Source organism: Labrys sp. KB_33_2 (assembly GCF_052114505.1).
GTDB lineage: Bacteria > Pseudomonadota > Alphaproteobacteria > Rhizobiales > Labraceae > Labrys.
This window is the reverse complement of record NZ_JBFREW010000005.1, coordinates 122,324-146,600: the sequence shown is the minus strand read 5'-3', so window position 1 is coordinate 146,600 and position 24,277 is coordinate 122,324. Positions and strand designations below refer to the sequence as shown.

Genomic DNA, 24,277 nt, shown 5'->3' with positions numbered 1-24,277 from the left:
GAGCCGAAGATATGGAACGCATTCTGGTCACGCCGCGCTCGCTGACGTCGACGGCCCATCCCCTGGTCGAGCGCCTCAGGACCGAGGGCCATGAGATCGTCATGCCGGCGCCCGGCAAATTGCCCGACGAGGAGGATTTGCTCGCTCTGGTGCCCGGCGTGACCGGCTGGCTGGCGGGCGTGGAAAAGATCTCGCCGCGCGTCATCGCCGCGGCGGGCTCGCTCCGGGCGATCAGCCGCAACGGCACCGGAACCGACAATTTGCCGATCGACACGCTGCTCGCGCGCAAGATCGCCGTGCGCATCGCAGCCGGTGCGAATGCAGCCGGGGTGGCCGAGCTTGCCATCGGCCTGATCTTCGCAGCGCTCCGGCAGATCCCGCTTTGCGATGCCGGTATCAAGCAGGGAACCTGGCCGCGCCGGATCGGTGCCGAGATCCGCGGGCGCAAGGTGGGCGTGGTCGGCTGCGGAGCCATCGGTGCCGAGGTCGCGCGCCTGGCTGCCGCGCTCGGGGCCGAGATTCTCGCCTACGATCCGCAGCGCCCTGCCGTGAATGTCGAGGCGAACAGCCTGCGCTGGGTCGAGATATCGGACATACTGGCTGAGGCCGATGTCGTCACCCTCCACTGCCCGGCGCCGGCGGATGGCCGCCCGCTCCTCGGCGCCAGCGAATTCGCAGCGATGCGGCGTGGCGCGGTGCTGGTCAACACGGCCCGGTCGTCGCTGGTCGACGAGAAGGGCCTGCGCCAAGCGCTCGAAGACGGGCATATCGGCTGCTACGCCACCGATGTCTTCGAGGAAGAGCCGCCGGCAAACCTCGCTCTCGCCGGCCATCCCCGGGTGATTGCCACCAGCCATATCGGCGGCTTCACCCAGGAAAGCGTCGACAGGGCCGCCGAGGTCGCCATCGCCAATTTGATGGACGCCTTGCGGGGGAGGGCATGAGGTGACGCTGGAAGTCCTGCCTTTTGCCGGCCTGCTGGCCGGAAAGCTTGCGAGCCGGCCTGAAACCGGTCTCTCGCTCTATTGGCTCGGGCAGGCCGGTTTCCTCCTCGACAGCGGCCGGCATCGCCTGTTGATCGATCCCTATCTCTCGGATTCCCTGGCCCAGAAATATCGCGATCGCGGCCCTTCACATGAACGCATGATGCCGGTGCCAATCGAGATCGACGAAATGCCGCCGCTCGATTTCATCCTGTGCACGCATCATCACACCGATCACCTCGATGCGGCGACATTGGGTCCGCTTGCCCGGCGCTTTGCGCAACTGCGCCTGGTGGTGCCCAGGGCCTCGCTCGAACTGGCGCAGGACAGGACCGGCCTCGACCCGGAGCGTTTCATCGGCATGGATGCCGGCGAGACCCTGATCCTCGACGATGCGATCGAAGTGCAGGCCGTGCGGGCCGCTCACGAAGATCTGCAGCGGGATGGGCAGGGGCATCATCTCTTCCTCGGCTATGGTCTTGGAGTGAACGGCATCCGCGTCTTCCACTCCGGTGACACCATCCCCTATGCTGGACAGGTTGAAGAGGTGCGGGCACTGGCCGCCGATCTGGCGCTGCTGCCGGTCAATGGCCGTTCGCCAGCCCTGGCTGCGGCCGGCATTGCCGGCAATTTCACCCTGGATGAGGCCGTCGAACTGGCATCGTCCTGCGGTATCTGTGCCGTGCTCGCCCACCACTACGGCCTGTTTGCCTTCAACACGCTCGCACCTGAAACGATTGACGCCAGGGTCGCCGCGATGACGGGGCCGACCCGTCTGCTTCGGGCCGGGACGGGAATCGAGTATAGGCTGGCAGGTCCGTCCGAGATGACGGTCTGAGCCCTCCGACCCGAAGAGGGAGCCAGAAAAAGGGAAGCCGCCCATGACCTTGCCGGATCATACCGCATCGCAGCCCGCGCCTCGGACCACGATCCAGAACGTGCTCGAGGTGATCCGGCTGACATTGGGCGAATTGCGCAAGTCCGACCGCAAGGTTGCCGACCTCATCCTGGCCGATCCCCAGCGTATCCTGAACGCGACGGTGGCGGAGACGGCGCTGGCCGCCGGGGTGAGCGAACCGACGGTCATCCGCTTTTGCGCTGCGATCGGCTGCACCGGCTTCCAGGATTTTAAGCTGCGCCTGGCCCAGAGCCTGGCGCTGGGCACCCCGGCCACCCATTCGGTGCTGCTCGATACAGATACGCCGGAAACCGTGGTCGAGAAGATCTTCGACTACACCATCACCAGCCTCGACTGGGCGCGCCATCACCTCGACAAGGCGGCCCTGGCCCGGGCGATCGACATTCTGGAAAAGGCGAAGGCCATCGAATTCTTCGGCCTGGGTGCTTCGGGCGTGGTGGCCCGTGACGCCCAGCAAAAATTCCCGCTGTTCGGCGTGCCCTGCGGGGCCCAGCACGACACTCACCAGCAGATCATGGTCGCCTCGATGATGAAGCCGGGCGATGTTGCGGTGGTGATCTCCCACACCGGGCGCAGCCGCTCGATCATCGAGGTGGCGCGTACCGCGCGCGAGAACGGGGCCAAGGTCATCGGCCTGACCGGATTCGAGACTTCCCTTGCCAGCCATTGCGACGTGGCCTTGCTGGTGGAGACGCTCGACAATACCAACATCTATACGCCCACCACCTCGCGCATTGCCGCTCTGGTGGTGATCGACGTGCTGTCGACCGCGGTCGCCCTGCGTCGCGACGAGGCCCATGTCCGGCGTTTCCAGGCGATGAAGCGCAAGCTCGCCGAATATCGCATCGGCGAGTAGTCGCCGTACCTGTGAGGCTGAACGCTCGGATATTCCAAGGCGCCATTACATAGCGGTTCGTCAGGAATGCCGAACGGCGACCGCCAGGTTGGGCACGAACTGGCACCGATGGGTAGAATCTCGGTGGCGGGTGATAAAAGTCACGATGTCACCAGGTTTCACCGCCATGCCGGATGGGACCAGCACAGATGGCGCAAAAGTTCTGCCTCTTGCGAAAACACGCAGGCCGATACGCTTGAATTCGAAATATTTCGCCTGTGTTTGCAGATGCGAGGTTTCTTCCACGCCATGCAGGATCACGGAAGCAGCGTCTGGCGGCATCACGGCATCCACCAGGCCGGTTGCCCGCTTTCCGTCGACAGGAAGGGCCTCGAAGGATGCCGGGCAAGGGGTTGCGGACCGTTGCCCGTCCTGGGAGGCTGTAGGGGCCTTGTCGTTCGCGCCAACGGCCAAGGGAAGTGGGGTGGATGGCAAACGCTCCATTGCCGGTGCAACGGCATCGGCCCCATGGCGGCCTGCCGTTGCAAAGTACTCGTCGATCGTCAGCCTCTTTGTAGCAAGGCCGGTATCTGCGAGCTCCTTGCCAGTGAGAAAGCGTACCTGGTTGGAAGCCGCTTGATGCATGAGGCTGATCAACTCGTTGCTGATGCCCATCGCAGTCAGGTAGGACTCAGCCTTTACATAGGCGGCGGGCGGTGCGGCCTGCTGAAGGGTGTTGGCGACCGCATGCATTTGCGAACGAAAGCCGATGACCCGCCCGAATGAATCTTTGACGGGGGATCTCTCGATCCATACCGAAGTTCCAGTTTGAACGGTCTCATGTACGCCGATCTGTGCACCGAGAGGAGGCACGATGCGCTGGACTCCCCCCGACAGGACGTAGACGCACGCTGAGGCGCAGATCGCGTCGAAGCCCACGGCTGTGCCGCGACGCGCATCAGCGGATTGGCCGTTGCAGGCCTTGTCTCCTTCCGGGCAGGCCTCCTTCACCGTCCTGCCCACTATAACGTCAAGCCCCCTGATGCGGATCATTTGTCCCACTGCAAAGGAAGCGCGAACCGACCCGCCGGGCGAGGAGATCACCACAGGCAGCTTGCGCTTTCCCAGAAGCGCCAAGGTCATACGAAACAGGAGCGGGGTGTCGTCGGTGATCATCCCCTCGGCCGAAATCCATTCGGCGCAATGATCGTCACAATTTGGCGTGCTGCTGTGGACGACCGTGATCTGCATCGGCTCCCTGCTGGGATGCGTGTCGAGCATGGGGGCCGGGTAGTCGATCAGATTGGCAAGGCCGGTCGATGTCCAGAACGAAGGCGGCTCGGCAGGAAGAAACGGAGGATCGGGCAGGGCATTCGGCAGTGTGAATGCCGGAAACGCGGGTATCTCCGGTTCGAGACGCCAAGGATGGTTCGCGGCGGCGCTTGCCGAATGCGGTATGGCAGCCAGAAGGCCGACGATGAGCAACAATGTCTTCATCGCACAAATTTTGTTGGAGAAAGCCCGCCCACGTTCATCCTTCCGTAGAGTGAGGACGAAAGCAAGAGTCACCCGGGGTGTGACGGAACGGATTTCAAACCCCACCGTGCCACGCATGTGGAAATCCCTGCTGAGGGGTGGGTGGGGGTTGTGAGCAGCCCCTCAGGGGCGCTATGGCTGGGGCGAAACCGGAATCACTGCTTGAGATGAAGATCGAAATCGAGATGGGCGTCGCGTCTGCCGCCGGCAGTGCGCCTGCAATGCTCGACATCGAGGAGTTGCTGGCCACGCGCCTGCTCGTGCAGGGCAATTCGGGTTCCGGCAAGTCGCATCTCCTGCGTCGGCTGCTCGAACAGAGCGCGCCGCATGTGCAACAGGTCATCATCGATCCCGAGGGCGAGTTTGCCAGCCTGTCGGATCGTTACGGTCATGTCGTCATCGACGGCGAACGCAGCTTGGCCGAACTCGAACACATCGCCCAACGCGTGCGCCAGCACCGGGTCTCGGCCGTGCTGGTGCTGGAGAGCCTCGATGCCGAAATGCAGATGAAGGCGGCGGCGGCCTTCCTCAATGCCTTGTTCGATGCCGAGCGCGACCATTGGTTCCCGATGCTGGTGGTGGTCGACGAGGCCCAGCTCTTCGCGCCTGCCGCTTCCGGCGATGTCGGCGAAGAGGCGCGCAAGGTCTCGCTCGGGGCGATGACCAATCTGATGTGCCGCGGCCGCAAGCGCGGCCTCGCCGGCATCATCGCCACCCAGCGCCTGGCCAAGCTCGCCAAGAACGTCGCTGCCGAAGCGTCCAACTTCCTGATGGGGCGCACCTTCCTCGATATCGACATGGCCCGTGCCGCCGATTTGCTCGGCCTCGACCGGCGCCAGGCCGAGACCTTCCGGGAATTGCAGCGCGGCCAGTTCGTGGCGCTGGGACCGGCCCTGTCGCGCCGCCCGCTGCCGATCAAGGTCGGCCCGGTGGAGACGCGGCCCAAGGTGGCAACGCCGAAGCTGACGCCGCTGCCGGAAGGGGGCGATGCCGCGCGCGATCTCATCCTGGCGCCCGTACCCGTGGCAGCGCCGCGCGCCCGTCCCGAGCGCCGCGTGGTGACGCCGCCGCCGATGTCGACCACGGAGATTCTCGAACAGCTCGTGCGCGACAGGCCAGCCGAGGCTGCCGGCGAGGAGGCCTTGCCCGCCATAGCGCCAGCCGAACTGCAGCAGGCTCATGCCCGTATCGCCTTTGCGATCATGGAGGAGCCGGATGCCAGTTTCCGCACCGATGCCGTGCTCTATCAGGACTTCATCGTGCGCTGCCGCATCGAGCGGCTGGGCGGTTCGCCGCCGGCCATGGCCGAGTTCAAGTTCCTGCTCAACGCCGCCCGGGCAGGTCTCGATCCCGATAGCGTCGACCAGGAACAGTGGCGGGGCGCGCTCGACCATGCCCGCCTGGTTCCCGCCGATCTCCAGGCCGTGTTCCTGATCCTTGCCGCTGCTGCGATGACGGGGCTGCCATGTCCGCCGGACGCCGAGATCGCCAGGCGCTGCGGCAGTCATTCGGCTGGGCGCGCCCGCAGCCAGATCCGCCATCTGCAGAATGCCGACTTCGTGATGACGCGCGTCGACATGCGCGGCGCCCGCATCGCGGTGATTCCGGACCTCGGCTGGGAAACGGCGCCGGGCGACCCCAATGGCCCGGTGCTGGACAGGGACGGCCTGGCTGCCGCGGAATGAGGATGGGCGCTGCATCAGCCGCAGGAGACCTCGCCCTATCCGGAAGCATTAGCGTCGCGGTGGCGATGCCCCCTCTAAGAGAAGCGAAATAAACCAAAGCAGGCCTGAAAATCACCTGCCTCTGCCCGTATAATCGTGGCATAGAGCTATTCAGTCGATGGCTCCTCCAATTCAAATATGAGCGGATGATGTCTACCCAGATCGTTCCCCTGATCGTTTGCGGCGGCTCCGGAACGCGGTTGTGGCCGGCCTCGCGTGCCAGCCGGCCCAAGCAGTTCCTGCCTTTGTTCGGCGATCTCTCCACCTTCCAGGAAACGATGCGGCGCGTGAGCGGCGCCGAGCTGTTCGGTCGCCCCGTCATCGTCACCAACCAGGACCATCGCTTCCTGGTTGCCGACCAATTGCTGTCGATCGGCGTCGAGGCCGATATCGTGCTCGAACCCGAGGCGCGCGATTCCGGTCCGGCCATTGCGGCCGGTGCGGCCTTCATTGCCTCGCGGGACGGCGCCAGGACGCCGGTCCTCACCCTCGCCGCCGATCACCGCGTGCGCGATATCGAAGGTTTCCGGGCCGCCTGCGCGGCGGCGCGTCGCGGGGCAGCCAAGAAGAGCATCGTGACTTTCGGCGTGGTGCCCAACCAGCCCGCCACCGGCTATGGCTATATCGAGGCCGGAGAGCCCTTGGTCGAGGGCGTCATGAAGGTGCGCCGCTTCGTCGAAAAACCCGACGCCGAGACCGCCACGCGCTATGTGCGCGAAGGCTATCTGTGGAATTCCGGCAATTTCCTGTTCGAGGCCGGCTTCTTTCTTGCCGAATATGCCCGTTGCGATGCCGAAACGGTCGAAGCTGTGAACGAGGCGGTCGCCAAGGCCACGCTCGATCTCGGCTTCCTGCGTCTCGATGCCGAAGCCTTTGCCCGTTGCGACAAGCGCTCGGTCGACTATGCCGTGATGGAAAAGACCCAGGCCGCCGCCGTGGTTCCGGCCAGCTTCGACTGGTCGGATGTCGGCTCCTGGGGCGCGGTGCGCGAGCTCTCGCCGCAAGACGAGGCCGGCAATGCCAAGCTCGGCGAGGCCCTGTTCGTCAATGCCCGCAACAATCTGGTGTCCTCGGAACGCCAACTCGTCTGTGTCGTCGGCCTGGACGACCTTGCCGTCATCACCACGGGCGACGCCGTGCTGGTGGCCCGCCGCGACGATGCCGCCGGCATCAAGGCGCTGGTCGAGAAACTCAAGCAGAGCCATAACGGGCTGACGCAGGACCACCTGCAGTCCTACAGGCCCTGGGGGCATTACAAATCGCTGGATCTCGGTGCGCGCCACCAGGTCAAGCGCATCGTGGTCAAGCCCGGCGGGCAGCTTTCGCTGCAAAAGCACCATCACCGCTCCGAGCACTGGATCGTGGTGCGCGGCGTCGCCAATGTCAGCATCAATGGCCAGATCAAGACGCTGCATGAGAACGAGTCGATCTACATTCCGATCGGCTCCACCCACCGGCTGGAGAATCCCGGCAAGATCGAGCTCGAACTGATCGAAGTGCAGACCGGCTCCTATCTCGGCGAGGACGACATCATCCGGATCGAGGACATCTACAACCGCGCCGCGTCTTGAGGCGCGAAAAACCTTCTCCCCTTGCGGGACCTGGCACTTCCAAGGGAAGTGCCTTGGGTGGTGCGCAGCGCCGGATGAGCGGTTGACGGAACCTCACAACTCTTGGTGGCCTCTCAGGAGGTAGCTCTGGGATGGGCCGTAAGACCCCTCATCCGTCCCTTCGGGACACCTTCTCCCGCTAGGGGAGAAGGTTAAGGTCCGTCTTTGCGTGCTGCTCCTACCAGCAGGTGTAGCCGCCATCGACGACGACGATCGAGCCGGTCATCAGGCTCGCGGCGTCCGAAGCGAGGAACTGCACGGCGGAGGCGATTTCTTCCGGTTCGCCCATCCGCCCCTGCGGTGTCATCTCGAGCCAGGTCTTGAACATCGCCGTATTGGCCGGGTCCGTCGCGGCATAGGCGGTCAGCGGCGTGTTGATATAGGTAGGAGCGACGGAGTTCACCCGCACGCCGCGCAGGCCCCATTCGGCCGCCAGGGACTTGGTGAGGTGATGCACACCGGCCTTGGAAGCGTTGTAGTAGGACTGTTCCTGCGGCTTGTTGACGATGATGCCGGACATCGAGCCGATATTGATGATCGAGCCCTTCTTGGCCGCCAGCATATGCTTGCCGAAGGCGCGGCAGCACCAGAACACGCCGTTCAGGTTGACGTCGAGCACGTTGAGCCAATGCTCGTCGGCGACGTCCTCGGCCGGCGTCATCGAGCGGGCGATGCCGGCATTGTTGACCAGGATCTCGACGGTGCGGCCCTTGGCGGCGAGTTCATCGGCGACCTGGGTCACCTGATCGGATTTGGTGACATCCATCTGCACCGTTTCGGCTTTGTAGCCCTTGGCCGCCAGGGCTGCCTGTCCTTCGGCCGCGACCTTCATGTCGAAATCGGCGATGACGACCTCGGCCCCGAATTCGGCCAATGCTTCGGCGCAGGCCAGGCCTATGCCGCGCCCCCCGCCCGTGACGAGGGCGTGGCGGCCCGTGAGATCGAGTTTCTTCTTGTACATCGCGGATCCTTTCATGCGTCGCTCCCGTTTGCTGCATCGATTTTGCAAACGGAACAAAAGCCCGTGCAGCTACGGTCAATCTAATGCGGCATGCTGATTCGACGAAGTCAATCCTGCATTGGCCCTACAATTGACGGGCATTTTTGCGGGAATTCGGACGCGACCGGCTGCCCTGCAGGCGCCGGGCTGCGAGGCGGGTCCGGGGACCCGCCTCGCAGATGGTAGACCCATGCTCAGGCCAGGGACAAGCCCTTGTCGTCGAAGCGATGGAGGCGATCTGGCTGAGGCGTGAGATAGATGGTGTCACCGGTGCTCAGGCTGAATTCGCCCGGTGCTCGCGCGGTGACCCGGGTGCCTTCGTCAAGATCGATGTAGAAGAAGGTGTCCGAGCCTAGGTGTTCGGAGATCGAGATCTTGCCTTTCCACTGTCCTTCGGTGGGAGACAGGTTGAGATGCTCGGGGCGGATGCCAATGGTGGTGGCGTTGTAGTTTGCTGCCGAAGCATCCTTCAGGAAATTCATCTTGGGCGAGCCGATGAAACCGGCGACGAACAGGTTCCTGGGCTTGTTGTAGAGCTCGAGCGGCGAGCCGACCTGCTCGACATTGCCGGCATTGAGCACCACGATCTTGTCGGCCATGGTCATGGCCTCGACCTGATCGTGGGTGACGTAGATCATCGTGGTCTTCAGGTCCTTGTGGAGCTGGGAAATCTCGATGCGCATGTTGACGCGGAGCGCCGCGTCGAGGTTCGACAAGGGCTCGTCGAACAGGAAGGCCTTGGGCGAGCGCACGATGGCGCGGCCGATGGCGACGCGCTGGCGCTGGCCGCCCGAGAGCTGGCGCGGCTTGCGGTCGAGGTAATTGGTGAGGTTGAGCGAGGCGGCGGCCTTGGAGACCTTCTGGTCGATGACGTCCTTGCTTTCGCCCGCCATCTTGAGGGCGAAGGCGATATTGCTGCGCACGCTCATATGCGGGTAGAGCGCGTAGGACTGGAACACCATGGCCAGACCCCGCTTGGAGGGCGGCGCCTGCGCCATGTCGACGCCGTCGATCTTGATCTCGCCGGAGGTGGTGTCCTCCAGGCCGGCGATCAGGCGCAGCAAAGTGGACTTGCCGCAGCCTGAGGGGCCGACGAAGACCACGAACTCGCCATCCTCGATGTCGAGGTCGAGATCGGGAATGATCACGACTTCACCGAAGGCCTTGCGCACATTGCGAAGATTGAAGCGCCCCATTTACGCAGCTCCCCATTCTGAAGTGTTTTGGCTCGTCATTTCACGGCGCCGAAGGTAAGGCCGCGCACGAGTTGCTTTTGCGAGAACCAGCCGAGCACCACGATCGGCAGGATGGCGAGGGTGGAAGCGGCCGACAGTGTCGCCCAGAACAGCCCCATCTTGGCCGAATAGCCCGCGATGAACTGCGGCAGCGGCGCGGCATCGAAAGTGGTCAGGTTCAGGGTCCAGAACGCCTCGTTCCAGGCCAGGATGGTGTTGAGCAAGAGTGTGGAGGCGATGCCGGGAATGGCCATCGGCGTCAGCACATAGACGATCTCGCGCCAGAGCGAAGCCCCGTCCATGCGGGCCGCTTCCAGGATCTCGCCGGGGATCTCCTTGAAGTAGGTGTAGAGCATCCACACCACGATCGGCAGGTTGAGCAGGAACAAGACGACCATCACGCTCCAGCGGCTGTCGAGCAGGCCCCAGCGGTTGAAGAGCAGGAAGATCGGCATCAAGGCGCCGACAGCCGGCATCATCTTGGTGGAGAGCATCCACATCAACAGGTCCTTGGTGCGCTTGCCGGGCGCAAAGGCCATGGCCCAGGCTGCGGGAACCGCGAAGATCAGGCCGAGCAGGGTCGAGCCGACCGACAGGAAGATCGAGTTGAGTGCGGCCCTGCCATAATTGGATTGGGTGAAGATGTTGCGATAATTCTCCAGCGTCCACTCGAAGAAGACGAATTTGGGAGGCAGAATGCCAGCCTCGCCCTCCGTCTTGAAGCTGGTGATCACCATCCACAGGATGGGGAAGAAGATCAGAAAGCCGACGATCCAGGCGGCGGTTGTAACGGCGACCTTGCGCCGGGTGGAAACTGCGCGTGCCATGGCTCAAGCCTCCAGGTTCTTGCCGATCATGCGGACGAGGAAGAAGGCGACGATATTGGCCAGCACCACGGCGACTAGTGCGCCGGCCGAGGCCGCTCCGATATCGTGGTCGCCCGCTTCGGTGAGATAGACCAGGAAGGGCAGGTTGGCGGTATTCAGGCTGCCATTGGTGGTGACCTTGATCTCGGCGAAGATGTTGAGGAGGAAGATGGTCTCGATCAGGATCACCACCGTGATGGCGCGCGAAAGATGCGGCAGCACGATGTAGAAGAAGAAGGAGAGCGGCTTGGCGCCGTCGAGCTGGGACGCTTCCTTCTGCTCCTCGTCCAGGGACTGGATGGCGGTGAGCAGGATCAGGGTGGCAAAGGGCAGCCATTGCCAGGCGACGATGATGATGATCGACAGGAGCGGCCAGTTGGTGAACCAGATGACCACCGGCAGATGCAGCGTCTGCGAGACCCAGGTCAGCAGGCCTGAATCGGCGTTCATGAACAGGTTCTTCCAGATCAGCGCCGCCACGGTCGGCATCACGAAGAAGGGCGCCAACACCATCAGGCGCACGATGCCCTGGCCGGCGAAGGGCTGATCCATCAGAAGGGCGATCAGGATGCCGCCGACGATGGTGATGGCGAGCACTGAGCCGACGATCAGCAGCGAGACGCCCAGCGATTTGAAGAAGGTGGGGTCCGTCAGGAAATAGGTATAGTTCGCGAAGCTGTTCCAGTAGAAATTCGTCGGGTCGTCGAGCGTGTAGTTGTTCAATGAATAGTAGATCGTCAGGATGAGTGGAACGATCATCCAGATGAAGAGCATGATGACCGAGGGCGCGACAGCCACCCTGGCCAGCACGCGCGTCTGCTGCGTTGCCATCTTGAGGTCCTCCCCACAGACCAAATCTTGAATGTTCCTGAGCAAAGCGCGTTCAAGCCCGAACGCCTATTTGATCGGGTACTTTGCTGCGACGTCCCGGCGATTCTCGGCAATCCCGCAAAACATGGTGATCTCTTCGAATCGCAAGACGCTTCGTTCAAGTCTTGAAGGTGGCTGTCCCGGTGACGAAGAGCCGGGACAGCCAAGTTTCAGGAGGGGCGATGAGCCCCGTCCCGGGAGGAACGGGTCATTTGATATAGCCGGCCTTGGTCATGGTCCGGGTCACCAGTTTCTGGGCAGCGGCCAGGGCGTCGTCGATCGAGGTCGAGCCGGCCAGGGCGGAGGAGAATTGCTGACCCACCGAGGTGCCCATGCCCTGGAACTCGGGAATGGCGACGAACTGTACGCCGACATAGGGCACTGGCTTGACGGTGGGATGGGTCGGATCAGCCGACATGATCGAATCCAGCGTCAGCTTGGCGAAGGGCGCAGCCTTCTGGTAATCGGCATTGTTGTAAAGCGAGGCGCGGGTTCCGGGAGGTGCCGCAGCCCAATTGCCCTCGACCTTGGCGACCAGGGCCGAGTAGTCCTTGCTGGTCGCCCAGGCGATGAACTTCTCGGCGGCTTCCACCTTCTGCGAGCCGGCGGGGACAGCGAGCGACCAGGCCCACAGCCAGTTGGCATTCTTGCCCATGCCCGTATTGGGGGCGAGGGCGAAGGCGACCTTGTCGGACACGGTCGATTGCTTGGGATCGGTCACGAAGCCGGCCGCCACCGTGGCATCGATCCACATGGCGCATTTGCCCTGGTTGAACAGGGTCAGGTTCTCGTTGAAGCCGTTGGAGGAAGCGTCCGGCGGGCCGGCCTCCTTGAGCAGGTTCACATAGAAGGTGAGCGTCGCCTTCCATTCGGGCTGGTCGAACTGGGGTTTCCAGCTTTCATCGAACCAGCGGGCACCGAAGGAGTTGGACATGGCGGTGAGGAAGGCCATGTTCTCGCCCCAGCCGGCCTTGCCGCGCAGGCAGATGCCGTAGGTGTCGGCGGTCTTCAGCTTCTTGGCGGCATCGGCCACGAAGTCCCAGGTCGGGCTGTCGGGCATCTTCAGCCCGGCCTTCTCGAACAGATCCTTGCGATACATGATCATCGAGGATTCGCCGTAGAAGGGAGCGGCGTAGAGCTTGCCTTCATAGGTCAGGCCGTCGCGGATCGGCTTGATCAGGTCATTGGTGTCATAGCCGTCGCCGAGCTTGTCGAGCGCAACCAGCCAGCCCTTCTTGGCCCAGATCGGCACTTCATAGGTACCGATGGTGAGGACGTCGAACTGGCCCGCTTTGGTGGCGATGTCGGTCGTCACCTTCTCGCGCAGGGCATTCTCTTCGAGCGTGACCCAGTTCAGCGTGATGTCCGGATTGGCCTTGGTGAAATCCTCCGAAAGCTTCTGCATCCGAACCATGTCGCCATTGTTCACCGTGGCGATCGTCAACGTCTCGGCGGCCCCGGCCATTGGGGACCAGGCGAGGGAAACGCCGCAGGCCAGCGCGCCTGCAAGCGCAATCAGTGATTTTGCCGTTTGCACCAGAACCTCCCGTAAAAAATGCGCGCCGCTTGTCACGGCTTGTGGGCGTGGGCAGACGCCCAATACGAGGGCATATTCTCAGCGACGCAGCTTAATGTCAAGCCGCCTCATGCGTCAGGATCGCACCTAGTGGGCAGACAGGTGCCAGCGGGCGCGGAAGCGTTCCGTGCGCTCGTGCTGTCGCTGGTGTTGGGTGGGAGCAGGGGGGGCTGGCGATGTGCCGGAATCGTCAAGAATCGTAAAGACGCTCGAGCCAATCCGTTGGCTTGGCTTGGAAGCAGGGGTAGCGCGAAAAAGCGTTAAGCCTGAACGCGATTTGCTTTAGGACTGCTCGAGCAGGGCAGCGGCCGTCTGTTCATCGGTGATCAGGCCGGAAAGCAAGTCGCCGTTCAGGGCGGCGCGGATCGGGGCGATCTTGCGCTGGCCGGCGGCGACGCCGACCACCGGCACGAGGCGGGCGAGCCGGTCGGGACGGAAACCGGGGAGGCGCTCGGTATAATCATTCTGCAAGATGCGGCCGTTACGATCGAAGGGCCAGGCGGCGATTTCGCCGATTGCGCCGTTCTCAAGCAGATAATGCATCTCCGATTCCAGGACGAAACCGTCCTGGTGAATCGGAGAGCCATAGCTGACGTCGCTGACGCCGACATAGACGGCCCGCGCCGTCTCCACCAGTTCCTGCAGCAAAGTGTGTACCGGCTGGCTTCGCAGGGACTGGCAATGCTCGATGGTGTCGGCGAGCACCGGCATTTGCAGCGGGTAGCATTTGGCGTCGAGCTTGTCGGCTAGGCGCATGGCGATCTCGAAGGGGCTGACACAGCCATCACGGGCGGCGTTGCCGACGATAGACACCATCTTGAGATCGGGGCGCGGCTTGGCCGAGATCTCGCGGACCATGCGCAGCAGAGTACGGCCGGTCGAAAAGCCGAAAACACCCGAACCGCGCTGACCGAACTGGGTCTCGAGGATCTGCGCGGCGGCCAGGCCCACGGCCGCCAGGGGATCGTGCAGGCCGTTCGGCACGACCTCGCAGATGGTCAGTCCGTAGCGTTCGCGCAATTGCTTGGCCAGGGCTGTGCATTCGGCGATGGGGCTCTGGATGCGGAACTCGATCACCCGTTCCGAGACCGCGAGCGCGACCAGACGCTGTACGCTCTGGCGGGAAATGTCGAATTGGGTAGCGATCTCGTCCTGGGTCGCTCCGTCGATATAATAGAGCCAGGCGGCGCGGGTGGCGAGGTCGAGCTTGCGGTTTTGCAGGTCTCCCAGGTCGCTCATGATGTCCCATACCTCCGAGTATTTGCCCAGGCTGGTTGCGAACGCCCAGTTTTATAACCTAGAATGCATTCATCGCCCACCAACGCAAGCTTGCTGTCGCTCAGAGGTACGATTTTGATTCCGGCGGCGATGGAAGCGAGCCTTGGCATGCGTGCAGGCAGTGTTGGCGGGCGGGCGGCGGCCTAGCGCAGTTTACCCAGCAGGCCGAGCAGGGCGTCCCGCTCGGTTTCGCTCAAGGGTGCCAGGGTCTGGTCGGTTACCTTTGCTGCCCGGGCTACCAATTGGGCATAAAGGGCTTGCCCGGAGGCCGACAGGGAGACGACGAGGCGGCGGCGATCCTCGGCGTCGGGCCTGGTTTCAATCAGGCCGCGACGAGACAGCCGCTCCACCACCCCCTTGACGGTGGCGACATCCATGGCGGTGAGCCGGCCCAGGAGATTCTGGGAGGAGGTGCCGAGCTCGGCGAGCTTGGCCAGCACCGCCCATTGCATCGGCGTCAGATCCTCACCCAGACCATCGGAAAACAGAACGGCATGCCTCTGGTAGACTTGCCTCAGAATGAAGCCAATCTGATCGTCCAGTCTGTAATCGGTCATGGCATCCTGGCGGCGAATCGGGTGTCGGACGCCGAGCCTACTTGTCCACGAAGGCCTTTTCGATCACGAAATCGCCTGGCTCGCCATGATTGCCTTCGACAGCGCCGCGCTCCTCCAGCAGGACCTTGAGATCACGCAGCATTTCGGGGCTGCCGCAGATCATCACGCGATCCTGCTCGATGTCGAGCGGGGGCAAGCCGATATCCTCGAACAGCTTTTCGGACTTGATCAGGTCGGTGATGCGGCCGGTGTTGCGGAAGGCCTCGCGCGTCACCGTGGGGTAATAGATCAGTTGCTCGCGGACCGACTCGCCCAGGAATTCATGGGCGGGGAGCTCATGGGTGATGCGTTCGCCATAGGCCAGTTCCTGGACTTGGCGGCAACCATGGATCAGCACGATCTTCTCGAAACGGGAATAGGTCTCTGGATCCTTGATCAGGCTGAGGAAGGGAGCAAGGCCGGTGCCGGTGCCGACGAGATAGAGGTGGCGGCCGGGCTTGAGGTTGTCGAGCAGCAGCGTGCCGGTGGCCTTGCGGCCGACGATGATGGCATCGCCTTCCTTGAGATGCTGCAGGCGGGAGGTGAGCGGCCCGTCCTGCACCTTGATGGAAAAGAATTCGAGCGTCTCTTCGTGATTGGCACTGACCAGGCTATAGGCGCGTAGCAGCGGGCGGCCATTGACCGGCAGGCCGATCATGGTGAACTGACCATTCTCGAAGCGGAAGCCCGGATCACGCGTCGTGGTGAAACTGAACAGCTTGTCGGTCCAGTGATGAACGCTCAGAACCCGTTCTTCGTTGAAATTGCTCATCCTGGCTGCCTCGCCGCTAAGCAGCTTTCTCCAGATCGGGCATGGCCACGATCAGGAGGAGCTGCAAGGTATCAAACATCTGCAGAGTTTCCTGGCGAGGCCCATCCGGGGGCCTCGCCAGGAAACTCTGCCTAGGTCGTCACTCATTCTCACCGTGGAGATATCCGCAAATAATCTGGCAATCAAATAAATAAACAAGGAATTGCGTGAATTAGAACCGATCCACGGTGGAGGTGATAATTTTAGGGAAAATTCGTTAGTGTGCAAACGAATTTTCGACACGGATAAAGTGATTGCCTGCAACAAGCTCTTGCCAAAATCTGGGAAGCAAGGCCAAGTATGGCGTTGTTGCAGGCACGCCTTCGAATTGCGGTCAGGCGTTGCCGCTCCTAGAGCAAGGGGCGTTTCGGCGGAAACGCTGGTTTGCCCTAGTTCTTTGCTTGAACGCATCTTTGCGATTCTTGGTGATTCCACCAAATCGCAAAACGCTACGGCCGGACGAGAACAGGAGGGGCAGCCCCGTTCCCGATCCGGGATCCACCAACCCCAGCATGGAGGCTCGGGCAGGCTCGTCTTGCCGGCTCGACCTCACGTCAGACGGCGCCGGGTCGCGGCTGCCGCCGCCATCATGGAGACGATCTTGAAGAAGCTTTCCTTGAAAACCCTTGGAAACCTCGGCGCTGCCATCGCCGTTCCCGGGTATGATCGTTCCGCCGTGCGCCCGGGTATCGTGCATTTCGGCCTCGGCAATTTCCATCGGGTCCACCAGGCCGTCTATGTCGATCGCTGCCTGCATCGGCCCGGCAATGAGGGCTGGGGCATCTGCGGCGTCGAGTTGATCGACGCCCCGGCCACCCGTGCCAAGGCCGAGGCCTATCGTGGCCAGGACTGCCTCTATACCGTCACCGAATATGCACCCGACGGTTCGGCGAACACTCGGGTTGTTGGAGCCATGGTGGATTATCTGCATGCGCCCGACGATCCCGAAGCGGTGCTGATGCGCCTCACCCATGCCGATACTCGCATCGCCTCGCTGACGATCACGGAGGGCGGCTATAATCTCGACGAGACCACCGGTGTGTTCAAGCTCGATACCCCGGAGGTCGCCCTCGACCTGGCCGGTGGCGCCCCGCGCACGGCTTTCGGTTTCATCGTCGAGGCCTTGCGCCGCCGGCGCGAGCAGGGGACAGGACCTTTCACGGTGATGTCCTGCGACAATCTCCGGCACAATGGCGATACGGCGCGCAAGGCGATCGTTTCCTTCGCCCGCGCCCGTGATGCCGGACTCGCGGCCTGGATCGAGGCCGAGGTCGACTTCCCCAACTCGATGGTCGATCGCATCGCGCCCCAGATCCCGCCCGAGGTGAAGGATCGCCTCAACCAGCGCAGCGGTATCGACGACGCCGTGCCGGCCTTGGGTGAAACCTTCAGCCAATGGGTATTGGAGGACGACTTCCGCGCCGGACGCCCGCCTTTCGAGGAAGTCGGGGTGGAAATGCGCGACGACGTGCCGACCTTCGAATTCATGAAGGGGCGCATGCTCAACGCTTCGCACATCCTGCTCGCCATGCCCGGCATTCTCATGGGCTATCGCATCGTGCATGAGGCGCTCGGCGACAAGCGCCTCCATCGGTTGCTCGAGACTTTCCTCGACCGCGATGCCATTCCACGCATCGAGGGGCCGAAGGGCGTTTCGCTGGAGGACTACAAGAACGCGGTACTCGAGCGCTTCTCGAATCCAGCGATCAACGATCAGTTGCTGCGCATCGCTTTCGACACCACGGCCAAGATCCCGGTCTTCCACTCCAGGACGCTGGAGATGCTGCTGGCCGACGGCGGCGATCTCCGGCGCGAAGCCTTTTTCCTTGCCTGTTTCGGGGCCTATCTGACCGGCAAGGACGACAGGGGCGAGGCGTTTGATGTGGTGGAGCCGCGCCTCAGCGAGCAAGATTGGGAGCTCGTCCGCGGCGGCAATCCGCTCGACCTCCTGCGCACCAGCCCCTTCGCCAAGCTTGGCCTTGCCGAGCATATGGAATTCGCCAAGCTCTATGCCGGCTATGTCGCCTCCATCCAGGCGACCTCCGCCGGCCAGACCCTGGACGCGCTGCTGGTCGAGACGGCTTGAGAGTAAATTATGGCGTTCTCCTTCTCCCCTTGCGGGACCTGGCTCTTCCGGCGGAAGTGCCTTGGATCCTGGCAGGGGGATGAGGGGGTGTCAGCTCGTCCTCTGCAAAGTGGTGTATCTCCCCTTATCCGCCCCTTCGGGGCACCCGGTCCACTCCAAGTGGAGTGGACGATACCCGCAAGGGGAGAAGGCTGGTCCGCGCTCTATTCTTATAGGGCCTAATCCAGGTTGATCGTTTCGGCGCCCGGCCAGGTGACCTTGTAGCCGAAATTGATATCCTTGGTGGCACCAGCGGCGAGATCCACCGTCCATACCAGCACGCCGCGACGATTGTCGGCATCGCGCTGGGTCGGCGGCGTCGTCTGGGCTGAGGCCTCCACCTTGATGTCCTTGTTTTCGGCCACCGGCAGGGCTTCCTCGATCGAGAGCTTGATGGCGTTGGGGCGGCCATTGCGCAGGCTGATCTTGTAGTCGCGCCTTTCGCTGGTGGTGGGGCGGGTGATGCCGGTATTGCTTTCCACCTTGCGCATCACGGCCCGTTCCACCTTGATGCGATCGTCGGCGCCGAAACCGAGGCGGACGGGTTCTCCCTTGGTGGCGAGCGGCATGGCGGTCTGGCCGGCATAGAGGCCGTCACGATAGATCGAGACGGAACCCGGGAAGAGCGGCGTGTCCTCGCCGTTGCTGAAACTGGCTTCGAGGAAGGCCGTCTGCTGCAGGGAGGGCACGGCTCGCGCCACGATGTCCGGGGTGAGCTTGGCGGAGGCGAGAGGCAGCGCCTTCGAGCCGGGGCCCGAGGGCACGCTGGCGCGGGCGGGAAGGGTCCACACGCTCTGGTAGCCGGCCGTGTTCAATTTCGCCTCGGTTTCCCGTCCCGGCCTCGGTTGGGCTTGCTTTGCCACGGCAGCCGGCGGCGCTGGGCGCGCCTCGCTCTCTTCAGCGCGATTGCGGGCCAGGGCGTCGACCGGCAGTGCAAAATAGTCGGGTTGGAAATTGAGGACATAGCTGGCGAGTTTGGGAGGCGCGGCGCCCGAAGTGGCTCGGGCGGTCGAGATGGTGAGCGCAACGTCGCTCCAATCTTCGCCGGTCGCTTGCGTGACCTTGGCTCGCCTGACGAGTTCGAGCTCACCCTTCTCGCTGTCGAGCCGGGCATCGTAGAGCGGTGACCAGCCGGCATTGCCGATCAGATAGGAGACGGCGATGCGGCCTTTCGCGGCCTGCTCGGCATTGACTGAGAGGCGAAGTTGCGTGCGCTTCTGGCCCTCCGGGCGGCCGTCGCGCTGGCTCTGGAGCTTGGCGATCTCCTCGTCGAGGTCGCGGATCTTGACGGCATTCTGGCGTAGCGCCTCGTTGACCTCCGTCATATCGTCGCCGACCGCATTCCAGGCACCGCGCAGGGCGGTGACATTGCTGCCTTCCTTTGTGGCATTGAAGGTGGCGCCATTGGCAAAACGCTCGATGAGGCCGCGCTTGGCCAGCAGAGCCTTGCCGATCCCGGCAAGGCCTTCGCGCTTGTCCTTGAGATCGCGCAGGGCCCCGGTGGCAGCGGCATCGGGAACGGGACCGTCAAGCAGAGCGTCGGCGAGATCGGTTCCCGAGAGCGAGACGCCGGCGGCCTCGCGCATGTCGGCACGGATCGAGGCGGCATCGAGACCGACGGGCAGGTCCTTGGTAACCAGCACGGTTTCGCCTGCCGGAATGTCGAACTCGATGATGCGCGTCACCGTCGCGCCGTCGGGATAGACAGCCACGGCATCGATCTTCGACTGCACCCCCAGATCTCCCGCGAAGACCGGCGTGGTGCCCAGTAGCAGAAAGGCGGTAAGAGCGAGGCGAGGGACGGCGGACATGGCGGATCTCCATTGCGGGACCGCCATGGGAAAGCAGGATTGCGGCGCGATGGCGGCCGCAACGTTAGGCTGTATCGACGGGAACAAGGGCGCCGGAAGCATGGTGTGCCGATCAGGAGATCGGCACACCAAAGTTGCATTGCGATCGGAGACACAGCACCGATCGAATGCGGTAATTTCAGGTCAGCCGCGACCGCGCTCGGAAATCACCGGCTTCACGCGCAGCTCGATGAAGTTTTCGATCTCCCTCAGCCGGCGGCGGGCGTCGAGGATGTCGGGGCCGATGCCGTAGCGCCAGGAAATATCGGTGCGGCGCTTGTCGGAGACCAGCGCCTCCAGATCGGCCACCCAGCGATCAACAGCCTCGTCGTCGCGGAAGAAGCCTTCGGCGAGCAAAGTCGGCTTGTAGCGCCGCATGATCACCGTCAACTCGTTGAGCGAGAATTCGGGATGGTACTGGATGCCCCAGAAGCGGCCGCCGTCATGGCTGATGTCAACAGCCTGCACGTCGCTCACCGCATTGCTGGCGAGCACAATAGCGCCCTCGGGCAGGGCTTCGACTTCGTCGCCATGCACGCAGGGGCTGGTGAAAACAGGTGCCTTACCGGTGTAGAGAGGGTGGTCGCGTCCCTCGGCGGTCAGCGTGATGTCGCGCGCGATGCCGACCTCGCGGCCCTTGGGATTGGCCCGCACCGAACCGCCGGCGGCGACGGTGGCGACCTGCAGGCCCCAGCAAGAGCCGAAGAAGGGCGTGCCGGATTTGTAGACCTCGCGGGCCAGTTCGACCTGGCGCATCGATTCCGGCTCGGCCTTCCAGATGTTGAGGCCGGAGCCGGTGATGACGACGCCGTCATAGCTTTCCAGGCCTGCGGCATCTGGCAGGTTGGTGCCTTCGTCGGCGGGCATAGCGATGTCGCAGACTGCATCCGGTGCCAGGCTCTTCAGCACTGCCGCATAGGATTCCGACGGCGTAAGGCCGTAGGTCGCGCGGTGACGTTCACGCGCTGCACGGACATTGCCTTCGACGACGAGGAGACGCATCGCTCACCTGTGATCACATTTTGCCGCGACCGGGTTTAGCAGTCCGCGGGCCGGCGGGAAAGAGTAATGATCCATACAAGATGGGGATTGGGGCGGCAAAATGAAGCGTTTGGTATGCGTGCCTCGAACATTTCTCGGCACGAACCCGCCTGAGCGGGGCTTCGCTCAGGGAAAGGAGTCGACGATTTCGATTCCACCGACGATGGCGGCATTGAAGGCGGGAAGATCCTCCGCCGGGATCCAGTATTCCTGATGATCCTTGCCGCCGGCATCCTGGATCGCATAGCGTTCAAGGAAGGCCTGGTCGACTTCAAAACGGGTCACGAAGCCGGACCCGCTGGCCGGCACATTCCAGTCTCGCGCTATTTTCACGGCATAGGCCCGCGTCGTTACCGGATAGAAAATGGGCTGATCGGGCAGGCGCGGAGGAAACGTCTTCATGCCGCTCGCCTGGATCAGCGCCAATTCCGCCGGACCGACGGGACGCCACAATGTTACCCCAGCCATGTCGTCCCCATCCTTGCCGATGCCCCCGTTCAACACAGTGGGCACCGGCCGATCGTAGATGGCTATCGTAGCCTCAGAAGGTCAGCGCCTTCACCTGCACCACGTTCGGGATGGTGTTGATTTCCTTGAGCAGGGTTTCGCTCACCACCTGGTCGATACCGACCAGGGCGATGGCATTGCCGCCCTCGAAATCGCGCCCGAACTGCATATGGGCGATGTTGATGCCGTTCTCGCCGAGCAGCGTGCCGATGCGGCCGATGAAGCCGGGGCGATCATGGTTGGTGATGTAGAGCATGCGCGGCAGGAGGTCCGCCTCCACATTGATGCCCTTGATCTGCACGATGCGCGGTTTGGTGCCGGCGATGATGGTGCCGGCCACGGCTCGGGTCAGGTTCTCGGTCTCGACCTCGAGCGTGATCAGGCTGTCGTGGTCGCCCGTCTTTTCGCGCGTGGTTTCCTCGATGACGATACCGCGTTCGCGCGCCACGCTGGGAGCAGCCACGATGTTGATGTCGGCCAGCGCGGGACGCAGCAGACCCGCCACCGCGGCGGAGGTGAGCGCCTTGATCTTCATATGGGCGACATCGCCCTCATAGACGATGCGGATGGTCTTGATGTCGGTCTCGGTGAGCTGGCCGGCAAAGGAGCCGAGCTTTTCGGCAAGCGAGATATAGGGCTTCAGGCGCGGGGCCTCTTCCGCCGTGATCGAGGGGAAGTTGACGGCATTGGAGATGGCGCCGCGCAACAGATAGTCCGACATCTGTTCGGCGACCTGCAAGGCGACGTTCTCCTGGGCTTCCGAGGTGGAGGCGCCCAGATGCGGCGTGCAGATCACGTTGGGCAGACCGAATAGCGGGTTCGCCGTGGCCGGCTCCTCGATGAAGACATCGAAGGCAGCGCCACCGACATGGCCCGATTTCAGGAGCTCGGCCAGCGCCTCCTCGTCGACCAGGCCGCCGCGGGCGCAATTGATGATGCGCACGCCCTTGCGCGTCTTGGCCAGCGCCTCGCGCGACAGGATGTTCCGGGTCTGCGGCGTCATCGGCGTGTGCAGAGTGATGATTTCAGCGCGGGCGAGCAGGTCGTCGAGCTCGACCTTCTCGACGCCGAGCTCCAGCGCACGCTCGGCGCTCAGGAAGGGATCGAAGGCGATCACGCGCATCTTCAGGCCGACGGCGCGATCGGCGACGATCGAGCCGATATTGCCGCAGCCGATGATGCCGAGCACCTTGCCGGTGATCTCGACGCCCATGAAGCGGTTCTTCTCCCACTTGCCGGCCTGGGTGGAGGCGTCGGCGGCGGGAATCTCGCGGGCCAGCGCGAACATCATGGCGATGGCGTGCTCGGCGGTGGTGATGGAATTGCCGAAGGGCGTGTTCATGACGATCACGCCGCGGGCCGTGGCGGCCGGGATGTCGACATTGTCGACGCCGATGCCGGCGCGGCCGATCACCTTGAGATTGGTGGCCTTGGCGAGGATGGCGGCGGTGACCTTGGTGGCCGAGCGGATGGCGAGGCCGTCATAATTGCCGATGATCTCGGCGAGCTTGTCCTTGTCCTTGCCGAGGGCAGGCTGGAAATCGACCTCGATGCCGCGATCCTTGAAGATCTGGACGGCGGCGGGGGACAGGGCGTCGGAGATGAGAACCTTGGGGGCGGTCATGGGGAGGCTCCTGCGGAGCGCGGACATCTTGTCCGCATTTTGAAACGGAGAGGGTCCAAGGAAGAGCGGATATCACGACATGCCAGCATGTCGCTGAGATGTCCGCGCTCCAGTATCAGCCGAGTGTGGCGATCGCCTTGTGGAACGACCAGTCGAGCCAGGGCATCAGGGCCTCGACGTCGGCGGCCTCCACCGTGGCGCCGCACCAGATGCGCAGGCCCGGAGGGGCGTCGCGATAGGAGCCGATGTCGAGCCCGGCCTTCTCCGCCTCGATGGCCGAAGAAAGCGCCTTGGCGAAGGCAGCCTGTCCGTCCGGAGCGAGCGCCGCCACCCTCTCGTCCACCACCTTCAGGCACACCGAGGTGTTGGAGCGGGTGGCCGGATCCTTGGCCAGAAAGTCGATCCAAGGCGTCTTCTCGACGAAGCGCTCGATGGCGGCGAGGTTGGCGTCGGCGCGGGCGATCAGCCCGTCGAGACTGCCCGTGGCCTTGGCCCAGTTCAGCGCGTCGAGGTAATCCTCAACGCAGAGCATCGACGGCGTGTTGATGGTCTCGCCCTTGAAGATGCCCTCGATCAGCTTGCCGCCCTTGGTCAGGCGGAAGATCTTGGGCAGCGGCCAGGCCGGTGTATAGCTCTCCAGCCGGGCGACGGCACGAGGGGAGAGGACGAGCATGCCATGGGCAGCCTCGCCGCCGAGGGCCTTCTGCCAGGAGAAGGTCGTAACGTCGAGCTTGGCCCAGTCGAGGCGCTGGGCGAAGGCGGCCGAGGTGGCATCGCAGATGGTGAGGCCTTCACGATCGGCCGGGATCCAGTCGGCGTTCGGTACGCGCACGCCGGAGGTGGTGCCGTTCCAGGTGAAGACGATGTCGCGATTCCTGGCGTCGATCTCGCGGAAGTCGACGATATCGCCATAACCGGCCTTGAAGATGCGGGCATCTTCAAGCTTCAGCTGCTTGACGACGTCGGTGACCCATTCGGCACCGAAGGATTCCCAGGCCACCACGTCGACGCCGCGTGCGCCGAGCAGCGACCACAGCGCCATCTCGACAGCACCCGTGTCGGAAGCCGGCACGATGCCGATGCGGTAGTCCGCCGGCACGCCGAGCACGTCACGGGTCAGTTCGATCGCCTGTTCCAGCTTGGTCTTGCCAAGCTTCGCACGATGCGAACGGCCGAGGGCGGCGGATTTGAGGGAGTCGGGGCTCCATCCGGGGCGCTTGGCGCAGGGGCCGGACGAAAAGTTGACTACAGCGGGCTTGGCCGCTGGCACTGGTAGTGTCATCGCGATGTC

General features: G+C 63.4%; 20 protein-coding genes. 6 read left to right on the top strand and 14 right to left on the bottom strand.

What is annotated here, in order from left to right; translation table 11 throughout:
• Positions 1-11 precede the first annotated feature (11 nt).
• From AB4037_RS11080 to hexR, 3 genes are read left to right on the top strand one after another with little or no spacing between them, the layout of a single operon-like run.
• On the top strand, positions 12-944 hold the full coding sequence (locus tag AB4037_RS11080; RefSeq protein ID WP_441771549.1) for a phosphoglycerate dehydrogenase: 933 nt from the start codon (positions 12-14) through the stop codon (positions 942-944).
• Between the two features lies 1 nt (position 945).
• Complete coding sequence (locus AB4037_RS11075; RefSeq protein ID WP_441771548.1) at positions 946-1,821, top strand: MBL fold metallo-hydrolase; 876 nt, start codon at positions 946-948, stop codon at positions 1,819-1,821.
• A gap of 43 nt (positions 1,822-1,864) precedes the next feature.
• On the top strand, positions 1,865-2,758 hold the full coding sequence (hexR, locus tag AB4037_RS11070) for a transcriptional regulator HexR (protein ID WP_434959888.1): 894 nt from the start codon (positions 1,865-1,867) through the stop codon (positions 2,756-2,758).
• Between the two features lie 60 nt (positions 2,759-2,818).
• Here the strand turns inward: hexR and AB4037_RS11065 are convergent, their stop codons facing one another.
• Entirely contained in the window at positions 2,819-4,351 is a 1,533-nt protein-coding gene (locus AB4037_RS11065; protein ID WP_441771547.1) for a hypothetical protein, read from the bottom strand.
• An 89-nt stretch (positions 4,352-4,440) separates the two neighbouring features.
• Between AB4037_RS11065 and AB4037_RS11060 the strand changes: the two genes are divergently transcribed.
• Entirely contained in the window at positions 4,441-5,958 is a 1,518-nt protein-coding gene (locus AB4037_RS11060) for a helicase HerA domain-containing protein (RefSeq protein ID WP_434959886.1), read from the top strand.
• A gap of 188 nt (positions 5,959-6,146) precedes the next feature.
• Positions 6,147-7,568, top strand: coding sequence for a mannose-1-phosphate guanylyltransferase/mannose-6-phosphate isomerase (locus AB4037_RS11055; protein ID WP_441771546.1), 1,422 nt, complete (start codon positions 6,147-6,149; stop codon positions 7,566-7,568).
• A gap of 217 nt (positions 7,569-7,785) precedes the next feature.
• Here the strand turns inward: AB4037_RS11055 and AB4037_RS11050 are convergent, their stop codons facing one another.
• The 8 genes from AB4037_RS11050 to AB4037_RS11015 form a co-directional block, all read right to left on the bottom strand.
• On the bottom strand, positions 7,786-8,568 hold the full coding sequence (locus AB4037_RS11050; RefSeq protein ID WP_434961307.1) for an SDR family NAD(P)-dependent oxidoreductase: 783 nt from the start codon (positions 8,566-8,568) through the stop codon (positions 7,786-7,788).
• Between the two features lie 233 nt (positions 8,569-8,801).
• Positions 8,802-9,803: an ABC transporter ATP-binding protein gene (locus AB4037_RS11045; RefSeq protein ID WP_441771545.1), complete on the bottom strand. Its 1,002-nt coding sequence runs from the start codon at positions 9,801-9,803 to the stop codon at positions 8,802-8,804.
• Between the two features lie 35 nt (positions 9,804-9,838).
• Positions 9,839-10,669, bottom strand: coding sequence for a carbohydrate ABC transporter permease (locus AB4037_RS11040; protein ID WP_441771544.1), 831 nt, complete (start codon positions 10,667-10,669; stop codon positions 9,839-9,841).
• Between the two features lie 3 nt (positions 10,670-10,672).
• Complete coding sequence (locus AB4037_RS11035) at positions 10,673-11,539, bottom strand: carbohydrate ABC transporter permease (RefSeq protein WP_434959884.1); 867 nt, start codon at positions 11,537-11,539, stop codon at positions 10,673-10,675.
• 247 nt (positions 11,540-11,786) lie between these two features.
• Entirely contained in the window at positions 11,787-13,043 is a 1,257-nt protein-coding gene (locus AB4037_RS11030) for an ABC transporter substrate-binding protein (protein ID WP_434961306.1), read from the bottom strand.
• A gap of 393 nt (positions 13,044-13,436) precedes the next feature.
• Entirely contained in the window at positions 13,437-14,393 is a 957-nt protein-coding gene (locus tag AB4037_RS11025) for a sugar-binding transcriptional regulator (protein ID WP_434959883.1), read from the bottom strand.
• Between the two features lie 182 nt (positions 14,394-14,575).
• Entirely contained in the window at positions 14,576-14,989 is a 414-nt protein-coding gene (locus tag AB4037_RS11020) for a MarR family winged helix-turn-helix transcriptional regulator (RefSeq protein ID WP_434959882.1), read from the bottom strand.
• Between the two features lie 37 nt (positions 14,990-15,026).
• A complete protein-coding gene (locus AB4037_RS11015; RefSeq protein WP_434959881.1) occupies positions 15,027-15,800 on the bottom strand; it encodes a ferredoxin--NADP reductase in 774 nt (257 codons plus the stop codon).
• Between the two features lie 640 nt (positions 15,801-16,440).
• Here AB4037_RS11015 and AB4037_RS11010 point away from each other — a divergent pair.
• The gene (locus AB4037_RS11010) at positions 16,441-17,925 is read left to right on the top strand and encodes a mannitol dehydrogenase family protein (RefSeq protein WP_441771543.1); all 1,485 of its coding nucleotides are present in this window, start codon (positions 16,441-16,443) and stop codon (positions 17,923-17,925) included.
• A 218-nt stretch (positions 17,926-18,143) separates the two neighbouring features.
• Here AB4037_RS11010 and AB4037_RS11005 read toward each other — a convergent pair whose 3' ends face one another.
• The 5 genes from AB4037_RS11005 to AB4037_RS10985 all read right to left on the bottom strand — a co-directional run bounded on the left by AB4037_RS11005 (position 18,144) and on the right by AB4037_RS10985 (position 24,268).
• Positions 18,144-19,775 (bottom strand): mucoidy inhibitor MuiA family protein, encoded by a 1,632-nt coding sequence (locus AB4037_RS11005; RefSeq protein ID WP_441771542.1) that lies wholly within the window; start codon positions 19,773-19,775, stop codon positions 18,144-18,146.
• 183 nt (positions 19,776-19,958) lie between these two features.
• The gene (locus tag AB4037_RS11000) at positions 19,959-20,816 is read right to left on the bottom strand and encodes a type 1 glutamine amidotransferase (RefSeq protein ID WP_434959878.1); all 858 of its coding nucleotides are present in this window, start codon (positions 20,814-20,816) and stop codon (positions 19,959-19,961) included.
• 165 nt (positions 20,817-20,981) lie between these two features.
• Positions 20,982-21,323, bottom strand: a complete 342-nt coding sequence (locus tag AB4037_RS10995; RefSeq protein WP_441771698.1) for an ADP-ribosylation/crystallin J1 — start codon at positions 21,321-21,323, stop codon at positions 20,982-20,984.
• Between the two features lie 73 nt (positions 21,324-21,396).
• Positions 21,397-22,986 (bottom strand): phosphoglycerate dehydrogenase, encoded by a 1,590-nt coding sequence (serA, locus tag AB4037_RS10990; RefSeq protein ID WP_434959876.1) that lies wholly within the window; start codon positions 22,984-22,986, stop codon positions 21,397-21,399.
• A 115-nt stretch (positions 22,987-23,101) separates the two neighbouring features.
• Positions 23,102-24,268 (bottom strand): phosphoserine transaminase, encoded by a 1,167-nt coding sequence (locus AB4037_RS10985; protein WP_441771541.1) that lies wholly within the window; start codon positions 24,266-24,268, stop codon positions 23,102-23,104.
• Positions 24,269-24,277: the final 9 nt, after the last annotated feature.

Excerpts from the sequence above, each read along its gene's own strand:
- AB4037_RS11080 (WP_441771549.1), top strand. The coding sequence starts at position 12 with ATGGAACGCATTCTGGTCACGCCGCGCTCGCTGACGTCGACGGCCCAT.
- hexR (WP_434959888.1), top strand. The coding sequence starts at position 1,865 with ATGACCTTGCCGGATCATACCGCATCGCAGCCCGCGCCTCGGACCACG.
- AB4037_RS11065 (WP_441771547.1), bottom strand. The coding sequence starts at position 4,351 with ATGCGTGGCACGGTGGGGTTTGAAATCCGTTCCGTCACACCCCGGGTG.
- AB4037_RS11060 (WP_434959886.1), top strand. The coding sequence starts at position 4,441 with ATGAAGATCGAAATCGAGATGGGCGTCGCGTCTGCCGCCGGCAGTGCG.
- AB4037_RS11055 (WP_441771546.1), top strand. The coding sequence starts at position 6,147 with ATGTCTACCCAGATCGTTCCCCTGATCGTTTGCGGCGGCTCCGGAACG.
- AB4037_RS11050 (WP_434961307.1), bottom strand. The coding sequence starts at position 8,568 with ATGTACAAGAAGAAACTCGATCTCACGGGCCGCCACGCCCTCGTCACG.
- AB4037_RS11045 (WP_441771545.1), bottom strand. The coding sequence starts at position 9,803 with ATGGGGCGCTTCAATCTTCGCAATGTGCGCAAGGCCTTCGGTGAAGTC.
- AB4037_RS11040 (WP_441771544.1), bottom strand. The coding sequence starts at position 10,669 with ATGGCACGCGCAGTTTCCACCCGGCGCAAGGTCGCCGTTACAACCGCC.
- AB4037_RS11035 (WP_434959884.1), bottom strand. The coding sequence starts at position 11,539 with ATGGCAACGCAGCAGACGCGCGTGCTGGCCAGGGTGGCTGTCGCGCCC.
- AB4037_RS11030 (WP_434961306.1), bottom strand. The coding sequence starts at position 13,043 with ATGGCCGGGGCCGCCGAGACGTTGACGATCGCCACGGTGAACAATGGC.
- AB4037_RS11025 (WP_434959883.1), bottom strand. The coding sequence starts at position 14,393 with ATGAGCGACCTGGGAGACCTGCAAAACCGCAAGCTCGACCTCGCCACC.
- AB4037_RS11020 (WP_434959882.1), bottom strand. The coding sequence starts at position 14,989 with ATGACCGATTACAGACTGGACGATCAGATTGGCTTCATTCTGAGGCAA.
- AB4037_RS11015 (WP_434959881.1), bottom strand. The coding sequence starts at position 15,800 with ATGAGCAATTTCAACGAAGAACGGGTTCTGAGCGTTCATCACTGGACC.
- AB4037_RS11005 (WP_441771542.1), bottom strand. The coding sequence starts at position 19,775 with ATGTCCGCCGTCCCTCGCCTCGCTCTTACCGCCTTTCTGCTACTGGGC.
- AB4037_RS11000 (WP_434959878.1), bottom strand. The coding sequence starts at position 20,816 with ATGCGTCTCCTCGTCGTCGAAGGCAATGTCCGTGCAGCGCGTGAACGT.
- AB4037_RS10995 (WP_441771698.1), bottom strand. The coding sequence starts at position 21,323 with ATGGCTGGGGTAACATTGTGGCGTCCCGTCGGTCCGGCGGAATTGGCG.
- serA (WP_434959876.1), bottom strand. The coding sequence starts at position 22,986 with ATGACCGCCCCCAAGGTTCTCATCTCCGACGCCCTGTCCCCCGCCGCC.
- AB4037_RS10985 (WP_441771541.1), bottom strand. The coding sequence starts at position 24,268 with ATGACACTACCAGTGCCAGCGGCCAAGCCCGCTGTAGTCAACTTTTCG.